Below are 14,697 nucleotides of genomic sequence, written 5' to 3'. Positions count from 1 at the left end.
ATCCTGAAAAAACAAGTTATTCCAAAACTTATAACAGTAATATCTACAATGTAGAAGGCCTTTATTTTTTCTTTAAATAAATGAGTCTGAATTTATATTTTATAATAAATTACCAATTATTAGCATACCTTTAAAATTAAAGGCAATCTTTTTTTAAAAAAATTTTTAGGAGGTTGAATAATTATGTTGAAATTTTTTAACAAACGTTTGGTTGCAATGGTTTTAGCCCTAGTTCTTTTGTTATCTATAACCGGAATTGGTTCAGCCCAACAGTTATGTGTTCCGGAAATACCTGCAGAACAAAAACAAGTTAAAAATATGATTTTGATGGTGCCTGATGGAATGGGACTTCCTCACACAACACTTGCGAGATGGTATAAAGGTGGAGAGCTCCTTACTATGGATGAAATAGCATGCGGCCTTGTCAGAACTCACGCATCTGATTCAGCCATAACAGACTCTGCTCCGGCAGCTACAGTAATGGCCACAGGTCATAAGTCACACAGTGGATTTGTTGGTACTCTTCCAGATGTAGCTAATATGCCCGGTCTTGATCCAATCGAACCTGGAGAAGAACGACGCCCAGTAGCTAATATACTAGAAGCTGCCAAGCTAAAAGGACTTGCCACCGGTCTTGTAGCAACTTGTCAAATTCCTCATGCAACACCAGCTGGTTTCTCCGCCCATTATCCAGATAGAGATGATTATGAGTTATTAATTGAACAACAAGTATTCAATAGTATAGATGTAGTGTTCGGCGGAGGTTATGATTATTTAAAAAAGCGTAAGGACAATGAAAACCTTTTTTCTACTTTAAAGCAGAGAGGTTATGAGTATATAACCACAAGAGATGAACTTTCAAAAATCAAAGGCAACAAAGTTTGGGGTATGTTTGCACCGGTTGATATGGCTTATGAATTAGATAGACCAGAACATGAACCGACTTTGGCAGAAATGACTCAAAAAGCTCTTGAAATACTATCTAAGGATTCTGACGGCTTTTTCCTTATGGTAGAAGGGAGTAAAATAGATTGGGCAGCTCATGCTAACGATCCCGTTGGTGTTATTAGCGATGTAATAGCCTTCGATGATGCAGTAAAAGTTGCTTTAGACTTTGCTCTAAATGATGAGAATACAGCGATAGTGGTTGCCGCTGATCACTTCACTGGAGGCATGAGCATAGGGAACCTGGATGAGGATTATGATATTCAACATATTTCAGCTTTTATAGAACCTCTAAAAAAAGCCAAAGTTACTGGTGAAGGACTAGAAAAGAAGCTAAATAGCGACAGGTCAAATATTACAGAAGTTATGAAAGAGTTTTTTGGAATTGATGATCTTACAGAAGATGAAATTCACGCCATTGCGGCAGCAGAAGCTGATGCGGTAGATGAAGTTGTCGGCCCTATTATCAGTAGCCGGGCATTACTCGGATGGACCAGTCACGGGCATGCCGGAAATGATGTGGTACTTTATATGTACCACCCAAAAGGATATAGATATTGCGGCGTAATTGACAATGCCGATATAAATAAATACATGCAAGAGGTATTAGACATAGACTTAGCGGAAACAACAGAAAGATTATTTGTCAATGCTTATGAAGCTTTTACCGCCAAGGGTGCAACCCTAAAAGTGGATTCTAAAGACCCTGAAAACCCAATTCTTGTAGTAACTAAAGGTAATATTCAGATAAAACTCCCGGTTAATAAAGATATTGCTTTTGTTGACGGCAAACAAATCCAACTTCCCGGAGTCATAGTATATACGGGTGAATTCGATGAACTTGATATAGAGAAGTGGTATGTATCTTATGACGTTATTGAGTTAATAAAATAAAAGTATAGTTATATAGCATACGTAGGTTTAAAAAACCACGTATGCTGTGTTGTTTACTTAAATGGTAGCTTTCTGAAAAAACTTAGCTTCGGAATGCTAATTTCCACTACTTCTGTTTCATTAAAGTATATGACTTTGTCAGTACCTCTGCTACTTCCATGCCGGATTCTTCAAAATTTGATAAAGCATGGTGAAAGGCAAGAACTCTCCGATTTTCCATTTATTCTATTATATATTAATTATTCCAATCAAAGTTTCAATTTTGATATAACTTTAAATTTTATTTAACCAGTAACCCGGCAAATAATACTCTTAATCCATATAGGAATTGTTGTTCAAAATCCAAATTCATTTCATATTGCTCGCCCCAAAACAACTCAAAATTTTTAGCTTCTTCTGGAGAAATATGCTTTGCACGAATTTCATCAGCTACAAATGATAGGATATAGTTATTTATCAGATTTCCAGCAGTTATGCAGTTTTTATCAGAAACCCCGTACTTGGTTAGTGCATCTAAAACAAATTTAATGATTTTTATTCTATTTGGTGTTCTTGGAATAGACTGTGCAAATATATCTACTGCATCTCTGGTTTCTAATAGAACTCTCCTAAATTCTAGAGCAAGGATAGTCAATGCTTCTTTCGGATCATCTATTGTTTTGGGTAGAGATATTTTTTGAGTAATATGTTCTGCAATCAAATCGTATAGATCCTGTTTGCTTTTGATATGCCAATATAAGGACGCTGCCTTTATATTTAATTCCTTTGCAAGGGTGCGCATTGATAAACTTTCTATTCTACCACGATTTAATATATCAAGTGATGCTTTTATGATTGCTTCTTTTGTTATAGACATAAAATCACCTCAAAGACTTTTTTAAAATATATTGCATCTAACGATGTTAGGTGTTATACTAACATTGTAATCATCTAACGATGTTAGGCAACCTTATTATATTATATTATTATAAGATTTTCAATAAAACAAAAAGCGAGATTAAGCGATTAGTATAGTAAATAGAATGAGCAAGGTGAAATGTTATTATGAAAAATATCAGGAAAAACAAAGATATCGGTATTTATGGCTTAGCTGCAAAATGGTATGATAGAAATACTCGTAAAAGTAGGCTTGTTGAAATGCAAGGATATGCTAATGAAGTTACATCACATGTTAGTGCAGATGCTAATATATTGGAAGTTGCGCCTGGTCCAGGTTATTTGTCTATTGAATTGGCCAAGAAAGGTTTTAATGTAACAGGTGTAGAGATAAGCCCCGATTTTGTAAAAATCGCAAGAAATAATGCAAAAGAAGCAAATGTTTCAGTAGATTTTAAAGAAGGTAATGCATCGAATTTACCTTGCGAGGATAATTTTTTCGATTTTATTGTTTGTAGTGCTGCATTTAAGAATTTTAAAGAGCCTGTTAAGGTACTGTGTGAAATGCATAGAGTACTAAAACAAGGAGGAACATCTTTAATAATCGATATGAACCGTGAGACAACAAATGAAGATATTAATAATGAAATAAGTGAAATGAAGGGATTTGATAAATATTTCGTGAAATTTTCATTTATGACTTTTCTGAGAAAGGGTGCATATACCAAAGAGGAATTTGAGACATTATTAAAAGAAACACCCTTTAAAGATTATAATATTAAAAAGGAAGATATTAGTTTATATGTTTATCTTTTCAAATAAAATAAAAAGGGGTTAGGCTTGAAATATTTCTTTATAGATATTATGGATTAAATATTATAATAATATTAATTTTATCAGGGAGAAAAGCGATATATCCATTGAAACAACCGCAAATGAATTGTTAAGCTGGTTAGGAGATCTGCTGGGAAGAGTCTAACTTTGGACATATAAGATTTAATCCCCGCCAAATAAAAAAACGCAAGTTTGACGGGGATATTTTCATGTCAGTATATGCTAGCGTATAGCGTGTTATCTATTGGATTGGGAATCTACTTGAGCTAATCTGTCATTCAGTATCGTTTCGTATACAGACATATCCCGTTCGCCAATGATAGGTTCTCCTACAATTTTTCCCTCCGAGTCCACAAATAATGTGGTTGGATAGGCAACCATATTATTGTCAAGGTATTGCTTCAGTGCATTATCAGGTACGATGCTTGTAAAAGAAACGTCTGTATCCTTGGCAATATTTTGGGCTAGTTTCAAGTGTTCGTCATCATTCGCATCGCCTACAATAGAAATCAGCTGCGTGCCCTCCGGCATGGCTTTGCTCATTTTCTGCAAATCGGGCAATTCCTTAATACATGGCCTACAGAAGGTTGCCCATATATTGACCATCGTAAGTTTATACTCTGAAAAAATGGAGCTGTCAACTGTTTCGCCATTGAGATCATTTGTATAAAACGAACCAAGGTCACTCATCGTTACCGTATTGGGTTTAATGCTAGCCCTAATAGCTGGGAGCATTTGTATGAACTCGTCATAATATTCCTTCATATTGGAATCAAAGGTGGAGGTATCAACTATAGGCTGATCATATATATATACAGTTCCGTCTTTCCGACATATTTCCTCAGAGAGCGTACTACCTGTGATGTCCGTTGCTTTTTCCCCAGAATTTATCCATTCATCCCATTTTTGTGCGGGATATGCCAAAACTCTGAATAGACAGTATTCGCCCTCTTGAGGCATGAAGAATAGATCCATATGGTCGGAAGGATCAGTTTCATCTTTGGGAATATCCTTACCTAACAGAGAAATATCACCAAACATGATTTCGTATTTCCCTGGTATAATAGTTTCGTTATCGAGATATTTGCTTGGCAGTTTCAGTGTTATGCCCAAGCCATGGTCCGTATAATCTGTATAACCGGTATAATCATAGTTATCTACTTGGTGCGATGAGCTCTGGTCATCATTCGAATGTTCACCTTGTGTACAACCAGCTAAGAGCATGGTGAGCATGAATACGTATAACAAAGTTGTAAGAATTTTACTTTTGAATATTTTTTTCATGATTTTCCTCCTTAAAGTGTATTCCAGTAATTTTTTCTACTTGGATTGCATTTTGAGTACATTTATTCTTGCATAAACCACAACGTATGCACTCTGCATGATTTGGTGATTTCACAGGTACTACATTCATTGGACAAATCTTGCTACATACCCCGCAATTAGTGCATTTGTTCCAGTCTATGTAATATCGATAAAAACTAAAACGATTGAACAGTGCATAAAAAGCTCCCAAGGGACAAAGGTACTTGCAGAACGGTCTATATATAATCATGGAGGAAAGGAAAACAATCCCTAAAACAAATATCTTCCATGAGAATAACCAGCCAATAGTAGCCTGCAAAGGCTTGTTCATGCTGACGAGAGGAATACCGCCTTCCAAAGTACCTACGGAACATAAGTACTTGCAAAAATACGGGATCGTTGACCCATAGGAATCTGCCACCAATAATGGCAACAGCAATACAAGGAATGCTAGCACCAGATACTTGCCAAGCCGCATAATTCGGTCAAGCTTTTGTGGGATTTTCAGTTTTGGAAAGGGAACTTTATGCAAAAGATCCTGTATAAACCCAAAGGGACAGAGAAACCCACATAGAAGCCTGCCAAACAATACTCCCATAAGAGCCAAAAACCCAATTACATAAAAGGATATACCGTAAGTCGAACATCCTGCCGATACTTGGAGTGAACCGATAGGACAAGCACCGAGCGCTCCAGGACAGGAATAACAGTTCAGAATTGGTAGGCAGAGGTTTTTACTTCTTCCGGTGTATATCTTACCTTTCCAAAACCCGGTGATATTGGCATTCATTAAAACGGAAGACAAGCATTGTATAATAGTACGTTTGAATTTTTTAACCAATACCGATACACTCCAGACATATGTTTATAGCTTTATTAAACACTGCTTCATATTCTCGATTCAATATACCAATCACCAAAACTGCTACAGCCAGAAAGAGTACGGAGTATTGCACAAATTGTATTTTCATTTTATTTATCATAAATACACCCCTTTATCCCATGTCCATAAAACTCTTTGGACATAATAGAATTTATCACTAACATTTTCATGCTAACAGACAGTTGTTGCTTAGTTGTATATAAATTGTGTGAAAGATGTAAAATTTTCTAGATAATAGGAATAATTCACGAATCGACTAGGTGAAATGTAAACTAAACACAACATTGAATGTTATATTAAGTTGGTGGATATTCTGAATAAATTGGATATAATAATTGAGAGGGGAGTGTAAAAGTATGATAAGTATGAATCTAAAAAAGTTACGAAAGTCCCATAGATATACTCAAGAGCAGATTGCTGATAAAATAGGGGTTTCTAGACAAGCTGTTGCAAAGTGGGAAAATGGAGAAACAATACCTGACATAAACAATTGCATAGCGCTATCAGAGTTATATGGAGTCACATTAGATGATTTAGTTAATTACAATGAAGAAAGTGATAGTGTTGGACTTCAACCCAAGGGAAAACATATATTTGGATTAGTGAAGGTCGGAGAACGTGGACAAATTGTAATTCCCAAAAAGGCTAGGGATATATTCAAAATCTCAGCGGGAGATAGTCTAATAGTATTAGGGGATGAGGCACAGGGAGGTTTAGCAGTTATTAAGAATGATGTTTTTCTGAATTTTGCTCAAGAAATAATAAAGGTCCAGGGAATGAATGAAGATAGTGAATAGGATTGAAAATTTTAAAGTACTTTTGTTAAGAAATAATGGAAGGTAATAATAAAAGCACGGATCAAGAAGAAGAGGTGAAATTATATAATATGATGAAGAAAGTTTTTATATTTATAGGTGTAATTATTGTGATTACAATCATTGCTATTAGTATTTATGCATATATCAATATGAATTATGATAAAAGGCCACTGAAAAGAACCTATAAGGCAGGCTATGAAGAAAAGAGGGTTAAGTTGAATGATGGAACAGTTTTAAATTATGCAGAAGGACCGGATAACGGGCCTCCTCTTTTGTTAATACATGGTCAATCGATGAAGTGGGAGGATTATTCAAGGGTTCTACCTGACCTTGCTAAAAATTATCATGTATATGCTATAGATTGTCATGGGCATGGAAAATCTAGCCATGATATTACAAAGTACTCAGGAGTAGCAATGGGTAAGGATTTCATATGGTTTATTGAAAATATTATTGGTGAAGCAACTGTAGTATCAGGCCATTCTTCAGGGGGGATTTTAGCAGCTTGGGTTGCTGCGAATGCACCAGAGCTTGTGTTGGGAACTGTTTTAGAGGATCCACCATTTTTCAGTGTTGAACCAGAGGAGATGCAGAACACATTTGTGTGGCATGAAAGTATGAAGGTCGCCCATAGTTTTTTGAATCAATCTGAATCAGAGGACTATGTAGTTTACTCTCTGGAGAACAGCTATATGTGGGGACTATTTGGAGATTTAAGAACACTCCTTGCAAATAGTGCAAGAAAATATAGAGCAGGGCATCCAGGAGAACCATTAAAGTTATGGTATGTACCATATAAGTGGCTTCATGGAACACTTTATCTGGATGAATTTGATTTACAATTTTCAGAGGCATTTTATACAGGTGATTGGTTTGAAGGTTTCAATCAAGAAGATACATTGTCAAAAATTGATGTTCCTACTACTTATATAAAGGCACAGACTATGTACGGTGATGATGGAGTGCTCTACGCTGCTAATAGTGACGAGGATGCAGAACGGGTTCAGAATCTAGTTGAAGGGAGCAAGATGATAACAATAAAATCTGGTCATGATATTCATTTTGAAAAGCCAAAAGAATTTGTTAAAATAATGGAGGATTTTCTAAGTGAAATAACAGTAAAGTAGTGAAGGATAAATATAGGTTTCTAATAAAAATATTCAGAAGGCTAGAGTATTATACGGTATTGAAAAAAATAATTGTTTTATAAAAGTTAGAAAGGAGCTAGTACTATATGATAGGACCAGATAAGAAAAAGTTGTACCCAAATGAAAATATGAAGACAGTTTGTTTTATAAGTAATCTACCTAAGAGACCTAATGTTGAGATTGGAGAATACACTTATTATAGTGATAATAAAAAATCTCCTGAGAAATTTTACGATAATATAGAACATCATTATGAATTTTTAGGAGATAAGCTCATAATAGGGAAATTTTGTGCAATTGCAGAAGGTGTTAAGTTTATTATGAATGGTGCAAATCACAAAATGGATGGAATTACAACCTATCCCTTTAATATCTTTGGAGGTGGATGGGAAAAGGTAACTCCAACAATAGAACAGTTGCCCTTCAAGGGTGACACAGTGATTGGTAATGACGTTTGGATAGGTGAAAATGTAACCATTATGCCGGGAGTTAAAATTGGTGATGGTGCGATTATTGCCAGCAATTCAACTGTAGTAAAAAATGTTGAACCCTATACAATATATGGAGGGAATCCAGCTAAATTTATGAAAAAGCGTTTTAGTGATGAAAAGATTGAATTTTTGTTAAAGATCCAGTGGTGGAACTGGGACGAAGAGAAGATATTTAATAACCTTGAAATGTTAGTTTCAGAAGATGGGTTATATCAATTAATGAGACAGTATAAATATTGATATGATTTTGTGAAAAAGCTTAGATTTTGCTATAATTTATACTTGACTATGACGAAAGTATATAGAGTATTATATATTCATTATAAAAGTAATATAGTGTAGAAAGAATTTTACGAAAGGAAGTAATATATATGAAAAATACATTGATTGTTTATTATTCGCTTTTTCAAAACACAGCGAATTTAGCATTAGAAATAGCACTACAGACTGATGGCAGTATGAGAGAATTGATTCCTGATAAAAATTACTCCTTTAATTATAATACAGCCACTAAAGAAGTGGGAAATCAAATTTCTCGAGGATTTTGTCCTAAGCTAATATCTGGTAATGAGTCAATAGATGATTATGAAACAATCTTTATAGGTACACCGAATTGGTTTAAAACATTATCTCCACCAGTTTTGAGTTTTCTTAGGCAACATGATTTTAAAGGGAAAACAATAATCCCCTTCTGTACTCATGGAGGCGGTGGATTTGGTCAAATTGAAAATGATATAGCTAAAGAATGTACAGAATCTATCATTTTACCTGGTATTGCGGTAAATGGTACTGTTGAATCTGAAGATATCAAAAGATGGCTTGAGACAATTGGATATGAACAATGATAAATTAGCTTTTATTAAGGCCTTTTTATAGGTCTTAATTTTTTGTAGTTCTATGGTAAAAAATAGTGGTAAAATAGAAAAGAAGCTTGTAAGTATTGTTAATGTAAGTTAATATAAATTAATATTTAACTTTAGGTAGGTGTAAACGTAATGAATAATGGAGTTTCAATATTGGTTATAGAAGATGATAATGATATAAACAATATGATTTGTGATTTGCTTAAGCAGAATGGTTATGATACAAAAGTAGCTTATTCAGGTACTGAAGCTTTAATGGTTTTTAATAATAAAATTGATCTGGTACTGCTTGATCTTATGCTTCCAGGGCTTAATGGAGAGATGGTACTTAAGGAAATTAGAAAACACAGCAATGTTCCAGTTATTGGACTTTCGGCAAAGAGCAATAAAGCCTCAACAATCAATCTGTTGAAGTCAGGAGCTGATGATTATATAGTAAAGCCCTTTAATAATGATGAGCTGCTGGCAAGAATTGAAGCGCAGTTGCGAAGGTATAATAGCTCTTCAAGCATTAATAGTGAAAACAATAAAATAACCTATAAGGATATAACTATAGATATAGAAACCTATTCGGTACAGGTTAGTGATACTCCTGTAAATCTTACAAAACGAGAGTTTTTAATTCTAGAATTATTGATGAAATATCCTAAAAAGGTATTTACCAAATCAAATCTTTATGAGCATGTGTGGAATGATGAATTTTTTGGGGATGATAATACTATAAATGTTCACATTAGCAATATTCGTTCAAAGCTTGCGAAAGCAAATCCTTCAGAGGAATATATACAAACAGTTTGGGGAATTGGATTTAAGATGAGCGAGTAAACTTTAGACTTTCTTTAGACTTATTTTATGTATTTTTAAACCCTATACTTCATAATAAGATCGTAAACTAAATAAGGAGAGTGCTTAAGTTGGATGAATATATTTTACAGACTTTCGGACTTACAAAGCAATATGGAAATAATACTGCAGTTTATAATGTAAATATGAAGATTAAAAAAGGGGATATATATGGGTTTATTGGCAGAAATGGTGCTGGAAAAACAACAACTATTAGAATGATTACAGGACTTGTTACACCAACAAAAGGCGAAATAGAATTATTTTCTCAAAAAGGTGAAAAGAATATTAAAGCTGGACGGCCTAGACTAGGTAGTATAATTGAACATCCTGCCTTATATCCCGATTTTACGGCATTTGAGAATATGAAACTTCGCGGCAAGCTACTAGGAATACCTGATAAAAAGGTTATAAACAGTATATTGGGAACAGTAGGATTATCAGATGTGGGCAAGAAAAAGGTTAAGAACTTTTCCTTAGGGATGAGACAACGTCTAGGCTTAGCTCTTGCCTTACTTGGGAATCCGGATTTTCTCATACTTGATGAACCAATAAATGGACTTGATCCTGAAGGTATTGTGGAGATGAGAAAACTTTTAAAAAAACTTAATGAAGAACAAGGTATAACAATTTTAATTTCGAGCCATATATTAGGAGAGCTGTCTAAACTAGCAACACGCTATGGAGTAATTAATAACGGAACACTAGTAGAGGAATTTACAGATAAGGAATTGCAGCTAAAGTGTAGAAAGTACCTGAGTTTAAAGGTAAGTGACAGTGCTAAGACTTCATTCGTTTTAGAAGATATTTTTAAAACAACAAACTATGAGGTATTACCAGACAATATAATTAAGGTCTATAATTTATTGGATATGTCTGGTGAAATCTGCTTAGAGCTTGCAAAAAATGATGTAAAAATATATTCCATTGAATCAAAAGGTGATGACTTGGAAGAGTATTTTATGAAATTGATGGGGGGTAATAATCATGCTTAATTTGTTAAGAGCTGATTTATATAAATTAAGACGCAGTAAGTCATTTTATATTTGTTTGGCGATTATTGCACTTGTTGTAGCTTATATTATAATAGACTTTAAGTCCTCCGCCCATATGAAAGAGCAGCTTAACCCAAGTACATTCCACTGGATATATATGCTTTTTGAAGAACAAGCGTTTTTACCATACTTTATACCTGCGCTTCAAGCCATATTTATTACAATGCTTATAACAGGAGAGTATAGCACAGGAACAATTAAAGATTCTGTTTCCTTAGGCTTTAGTCATACGAAGGTTTATATGTCTAAATTAATCACAGTATCTATAGGTACAATTTTAATGTTACTTGTTGCTATATTTACTACAGGAATTACATCAATTTTTGTTTTTGGCATATATGGTTCTTTTTCAATATATGATTTGATGCTTCTTATTCGAATGCTGATAATTCAAGACTTGTTGTATACAGCCCACGGGTCTATATTTTTAATGATAGCATTTTTGATTAAAAACATAGGAAGCACAATGGCAGTAAGTTTATTATTAAGTTTAGTAATAGTTCCTCCTTTAAGCACATTAGTTGAGAATAGTGATTGGGGAAGAATATTTTTGATTATGAATTTTTCTCCTACTGCTCTACCCCATCCACAGGCAGTAGATATAAGGGTAGCAATTGCAGTAGCTTTATCCTACCTGATTTTGTGTTCAGGCATAGGATGGTTTACTTTTAAGAAGCAGGATATAAAATAGATTTGGAGGGAGTTTCATGCTTTGGCTAATTATTATTATACTTCTATTAGTAATAGGCGTATTATCCGCCTATATTTTGCTTTATAAAAAGGAGATTAGAAATATTGCTAAGAAACTTCAGTTTATTAAAGATAATGATACAAATATGAAAATTGACCTCCAAATTAAAATGAAAGAGATTAATGAACTGGCAATTCAATTAAATCATATCATTGACTATTATAAAACTGAAAAAATAGCTATTTCAAAGGCTCAACATGAATTTAAAGAGGAGATAACAAACATATCTCACGATTTGAGAACTCCACTTACATCTATTGCTGGATATGTTCAGATGCTGGAGTCAGAGAAAACTTCTAAAGAAAAGAAGGCTGAGTATTATAGCATAATCACAAGGCGCATAGAAACATTGATTGCAATGCTGGATGATTTTTTTGAATTCACTAGAATTGAGTCTGATGAATACCCATTGCAGTTTGAAAAAGTTAATGTAAATAATGTGCTTACAAATGTAATTTCTCTGTTTTATCATGATTTCATATCAAAAGGCGAAGAACCAAGCATCCAAATGCCTTCAACACCAATTTATATCTATGGAGATAAAGATGCCTTAACAAGGATTTTTCAAAATTTGATAAAGAACTATCTAAATCATGGAACTGGAAATATATCTATTTCAGTAAAAGAAGAAAAACATGTATGCATTAGCTTTAAAAATTATGCACTCAATATAGATAACGAAGAGGCTGAAAGATTGTTCGAGCGCTTTTATATTGCTGATAAATCTAGAAGTAAAAAAACTACAGGCTTGGGTTTGGCTATTGTAAAAAACTTGGTTACCAAAATGAATGGAGAAATTGAAGCATATGTTGAGGATTCATTTCTAATTATTGATGTAATTTTTAAACTTTAGATTGTTATTATCTAAATAAAATAAAGGTTAAAGTTTCTACTGAATTAAAAGATAATTGATTATATATGAATAGTAGACGCTTAGTGACAGATTTATAATTATAACAGACAGGAGGCTATTAAATGAAAAAAAGATTATGTATTATTTTTGTACTAATAACATTTTTAATTCCAATATTTTCTTACCCTTTATCGGTTAATGCTGATACTATCATAGAAAGAGAAGCTATTGATGAGTTTGTCACAAATTACATGGAACGTAACGGATTACCTGGTGCTTCAATTGTAATTGTAAAAGATGGTAAGGTAGTTTACGAAGAAGCATATGGGCATGATTCTGAAGGTAAACCCTTAACAGAAAGGTCGTTAATGAGAATAGGTTCCGTTTCAAAATCGTTCACTGCTTTTTCAGTTTTGCAATTGATTGACGAAGGAAAAATCAGCTTAGACGATCCAATTGTAAAGCATTTACCAGAGCTTACTATGGATGATGCCAGATTGCAAAAAGTTACAATAAGACACTTGTTAAGTCACACATCAGGAATTCCGAATCCGACGATTGTGCCACCAGCGAACACCATAAAAACAGGTATTGACCGTCTGCATAACTGGAAACTTAAGTGGCAACCTGGATACAAGTATTTTTATAGCAATGCTAATTATTGGATACTTGCTAGATTGGTAGAAGTAATAAGTGGTATGGAATTTTCGAAATATCTTGATAAAAATATATTTTCTCCACTAGGAATGGATGATACTCTATCAGCTACAAATTCTGGTGATCCTGTAAAAGGTCTATCTCAAGGATATATAACAGCATATGGTACTGCACTTCCCTGGACGGAGCTTGAAAAAATGTTTGCTGGTTCTGGAGGAGTGATTTCAACAGCATCTGACATGGGGAAATGGCTTTCTATGCATACCAATAATGGGAAAAATGTGAATGGAGAAAGGTTACTGTCAATATCATTGTTAGAAGAATCCTATTCTCCTCAACCTGGAAGCGAAAAATACGGCCTTGGCTGGGCTTTAAGTTCTCAAAATGTTAAGCCAGCACGTATCTCTCATAGTGGGGCGTTATCAACTATCCAAGCACAACAAGACATCATACCTTCTAGTGGATATGCTGTAGCTGTAATGCTTAATAGCTTTACGACTACTTTAGAACATTCTTATGAGATTAGTTCAGGAATTATTCAATTGATCGAAGGACAAACACCCGATACTAGAGCACCTATACCAAAGATAATAGATTTATTACTTGGATTTATTACATTAATATACATGTTCTTTGGTGTAAAAGGTATTATACGAAGTAAAGGGTGGTCGAATAGACATAAACAATACTCTACTTGGAGATATTATTTTCGTTTAATGCCTCAAGTAATTTTAGTCTTGTTTATAGGATGGTTGTTTTTTATTGTTCCAAGCCTACAAAACAATAGTTCTACAATTAAGGATGTTTTTGGTATCTGGCCAGCTGTTATGTTATTTTTAATTGTAGTTTTCTTAATTGGAGTTATAGTTACAGTTATGAGAATATATTATAGAAAAAAATTAAATAGAAGCTGATAGATTTAGATATAAGTCGTAGATAAAATAAGTTTGATTACTGATGATTACATTGATATTATCTTTATTGATAGTTTTTAGAGTTAATTTAGTTAATAACTTAATTAGAGCTATAAATTGGTTGATGAAATTATTTTCTATGAAAATAATTAAAAAACTACTTTACATTGTTAAGTAGTTATAGTATACTTATGACAGTTAAGTATATAATACTATTAAGTAGTATATAAGGTGGAGATATTATGAATAAAGAAATGTTAAAGGGGACCATCGACATTCTTATATTAAGTGTTTTAAATCAAGGTGATAATTATGGTTATGAAATTTCAAGGACAATAAAAACGCGAACTGAAGGATTATTTGAGATTTTGGAGGCAACCATGTACTTAGCCCTAAAGAGATTAGAAAAACAAAAAGCTATTGACTTTTATTGGGGAAATGAATCGGGCGGGGGCCGTAGGAAATATTATAAAATAACTGAGTCAGGGAAAGAACGATTATCTCAATTGATTAATGACTGGAAAGAAACTGTGAAAATAGTTGAAATATTTATTTAGGAGGTTTGAT

General features: G+C 33.6%; 16 protein-coding genes. 12 read left to right on the top strand and 4 right to left on the bottom strand.

The window, feature by feature from the left end:
• Positions 1–183 precede the first annotated feature (183 nt).
• Positions 184–1,839, top strand: a complete 1,656-nt coding sequence (locus tag K8M07_RS03470) for an alkaline phosphatase (RefSeq protein WP_223376495.1) — start codon at positions 184–186, stop codon at positions 1,837–1,839.
• 280 nt (positions 1,840–2,119) lie between these two features.
• Here the strand turns inward: K8M07_RS03470 and K8M07_RS03465 are convergent, their stop codons facing one another.
• Positions 2,120–2,695, bottom strand: coding sequence for a TetR/AcrR family transcriptional regulator C-terminal domain-containing protein (locus K8M07_RS03465; RefSeq protein WP_223376494.1), 576 nt, complete (start codon positions 2,693–2,695; stop codon positions 2,120–2,122).
• Positions 2,696–2,883: 188 nt separating this feature from the next.
• Between K8M07_RS03465 and K8M07_RS03460 the strand changes: the two genes are divergently transcribed.
• Positions 2,884–3,537, top strand: a complete 654-nt coding sequence (locus K8M07_RS03460; RefSeq protein ID WP_223376493.1) for a class I SAM-dependent methyltransferase — start codon at positions 2,884–2,886, stop codon at positions 3,535–3,537.
• 249 nt (positions 3,538–3,786) lie between these two features.
• Here the strand turns inward: K8M07_RS03460 and K8M07_RS03455 are convergent, their stop codons facing one another.
• The 3 genes from K8M07_RS03455 to K8M07_RS12605 are packed head-to-tail and all read right to left on the bottom strand — an operon-like array spanning position 3,787 to position 5,825.
• Positions 3,787–4,833 carry a TlpA family protein disulfide reductase gene (locus tag K8M07_RS03455; RefSeq protein WP_223376492.1) on the bottom strand — a complete coding sequence of 349 codons (1,047 nt, stop codon included), beginning with the start codon at positions 4,831–4,833 and terminating at the stop codon, positions 3,787–3,789.
• Positions 4,811–5,695 (bottom strand): 4Fe-4S binding protein, encoded by an 885-nt coding sequence (locus tag K8M07_RS03450; protein WP_223376491.1) that lies wholly within the window; start codon positions 5,693–5,695, stop codon positions 4,811–4,813. The genes K8M07_RS03455 and K8M07_RS03450 overlap by 23 nt, the downstream gene beginning before the upstream one ends.
• Positions 5,688–5,825 (bottom strand): CD1871A family CXXC motif-containing protein, encoded by a 138-nt coding sequence (locus K8M07_RS12605; RefSeq protein WP_263282444.1) that lies wholly within the window; start codon positions 5,823–5,825, stop codon positions 5,688–5,690. The genes K8M07_RS03450 and K8M07_RS12605 overlap by 8 nt, the downstream gene beginning before the upstream one ends.
• Before the next feature lie 268 nt (positions 5,826–6,093).
• On the opposite strand from K8M07_RS12605, the gene K8M07_RS03445 reads away from it, so the two are divergent.
• The 10 genes from K8M07_RS03445 to K8M07_RS03400 all read left to right on the top strand — a co-directional run bounded on the left by K8M07_RS03445 (position 6,094) and on the right by K8M07_RS03400 (position 14,687).
• The gene (locus tag K8M07_RS03445; protein ID WP_223376490.1) at positions 6,094–6,534 is read left to right on the top strand and encodes a helix-turn-helix domain-containing protein; all 441 of its coding nucleotides are present in this window, start codon (positions 6,094–6,096) and stop codon (positions 6,532–6,534) included.
• A gap of 89 nt (positions 6,535–6,623) precedes the next feature.
• Entirely contained in the window at positions 6,624–7,682 is a 1,059-nt protein-coding gene (locus K8M07_RS03440) for an alpha/beta fold hydrolase (protein WP_223376489.1), read from the top strand.
• Between the two features lie 107 nt (positions 7,683–7,789).
• Positions 7,790–8,434 (top strand): Vat family streptogramin A O-acetyltransferase, encoded by a 645-nt coding sequence (locus K8M07_RS03435; RefSeq protein WP_223376488.1) that lies wholly within the window; start codon positions 7,790–7,792, stop codon positions 8,432–8,434.
• A gap of 131 nt (positions 8,435–8,565) precedes the next feature.
• A complete protein-coding gene (locus tag K8M07_RS03430; RefSeq protein ID WP_223376487.1) occupies positions 8,566–9,039 on the top strand; it encodes a flavodoxin in 474 nt (157 codons plus the stop codon).
• A gap of 150 nt (positions 9,040–9,189) precedes the next feature.
• On the top strand, positions 9,190–9,882 hold the full coding sequence (locus K8M07_RS03425; RefSeq protein ID WP_223376486.1) for a response regulator transcription factor: 693 nt from the start codon (positions 9,190–9,192) through the stop codon (positions 9,880–9,882).
• An 80-nt stretch (positions 9,883–9,962) separates the two neighbouring features.
• On the top strand, positions 9,963–10,895 hold the full coding sequence (locus tag K8M07_RS03420) for an ATP-binding cassette domain-containing protein (RefSeq protein WP_223376485.1): 933 nt from the start codon (positions 9,963–9,965) through the stop codon (positions 10,893–10,895).
• Positions 10,888–11,646 carry an ABC transporter permease gene (locus K8M07_RS03415; protein WP_223376484.1) on the top strand — a complete coding sequence of 253 codons (759 nt, stop codon included), beginning with the start codon at positions 10,888–10,890 and terminating at the stop codon, positions 11,644–11,646. Before K8M07_RS03420 ends, K8M07_RS03415 begins: the two co-directional genes overlap by 8 nt.
• Positions 11,647–11,662: 16 nt before the next feature.
• Positions 11,663–12,559 (top strand): sensor histidine kinase, encoded by an 897-nt coding sequence (locus K8M07_RS03410; RefSeq protein ID WP_223376483.1) that lies wholly within the window; start codon positions 11,663–11,665, stop codon positions 12,557–12,559.
• Positions 12,560–12,681: 122 nt separating this feature from the next.
• Positions 12,682–14,130, top strand: coding sequence for a serine hydrolase domain-containing protein (locus K8M07_RS03405; RefSeq protein ID WP_223376482.1), 1,449 nt, complete (start codon positions 12,682–12,684; stop codon positions 14,128–14,130).
• Between the two features lie 242 nt (positions 14,131–14,372).
• Complete coding sequence (locus tag K8M07_RS03400; protein ID WP_223376481.1) at positions 14,373–14,687, top strand: PadR family transcriptional regulator; 315 nt, start codon at positions 14,373–14,375, stop codon at positions 14,685–14,687.
• The last annotated feature ends 10 nt before the right edge of the window (positions 14,688–14,697 follow it).

The sequence above is a fragment of the Schnuerera sp. xch1 genome, from assembly GCF_019931165.1.
In the GTDB taxonomy this organism is placed as follows: Bacteria; Bacillota; Clostridia; order Tissierellales; family Tepidimicrobiaceae; genus JAIOUP01.
The sequence above is the reverse complement of the archived record's forward strand: the minus strand, read 5'-3'. Positions and strand labels throughout refer to the sequence as shown.

Excerpts from the sequence above, each read along its gene's own strand:
- K8M07_RS03470 (WP_223376495.1), top strand. The coding sequence starts at position 184 with ATGTTGAAATTTTTTAACAAACGTTTGGTTGCAATGGTTTTAGCCCTA.
- K8M07_RS03465 (WP_223376494.1), bottom strand. The coding sequence starts at position 2,695 with ATGTCTATAACAAAAGAAGCAATCATAAAAGCATCACTTGATATATTA.
- K8M07_RS03460 (WP_223376493.1), top strand. The coding sequence starts at position 2,884 with ATGAAAAATATCAGGAAAAACAAAGATATCGGTATTTATGGCTTAGCT.
- K8M07_RS03455 (WP_223376492.1), bottom strand. The coding sequence starts at position 4,833 with ATGAAAAAAATATTCAAAAGTAAAATTCTTACAACTTTGTTATACGTA.
- K8M07_RS12605 (WP_263282444.1), bottom strand. The coding sequence starts at position 5,825 with ATGAAAATACAATTTGTGCAATACTCCGTACTCTTTCTGGCTGTAGCA.
- K8M07_RS03445 (WP_223376490.1), top strand. The coding sequence starts at position 6,094 with ATGATAAGTATGAATCTAAAAAAGTTACGAAAGTCCCATAGATATACT.
- K8M07_RS03440 (WP_223376489.1), top strand. The coding sequence starts at position 6,624 with ATGATGAAGAAAGTTTTTATATTTATAGGTGTAATTATTGTGATTACA.
- K8M07_RS03435 (WP_223376488.1), top strand. The coding sequence starts at position 7,790 with ATGATAGGACCAGATAAGAAAAAGTTGTACCCAAATGAAAATATGAAG.
- K8M07_RS03430 (WP_223376487.1), top strand. The coding sequence starts at position 8,566 with ATGAAAAATACATTGATTGTTTATTATTCGCTTTTTCAAAACACAGCG.
- K8M07_RS03425 (WP_223376486.1), top strand. The coding sequence starts at position 9,190 with ATGAATAATGGAGTTTCAATATTGGTTATAGAAGATGATAATGATATA.
- K8M07_RS03415 (WP_223376484.1), top strand. The coding sequence starts at position 10,888 with ATGCTTAATTTGTTAAGAGCTGATTTATATAAATTAAGACGCAGTAAG.
- K8M07_RS03410 (WP_223376483.1), top strand. The coding sequence starts at position 11,663 with ATGCTTTGGCTAATTATTATTATACTTCTATTAGTAATAGGCGTATTA.
- K8M07_RS03405 (WP_223376482.1), top strand. The coding sequence starts at position 12,682 with ATGAAAAAAAGATTATGTATTATTTTTGTACTAATAACATTTTTAATT.
- K8M07_RS03400 (WP_223376481.1), top strand. The coding sequence starts at position 14,373 with ATGAATAAAGAAATGTTAAAGGGGACCATCGACATTCTTATATTAAGT.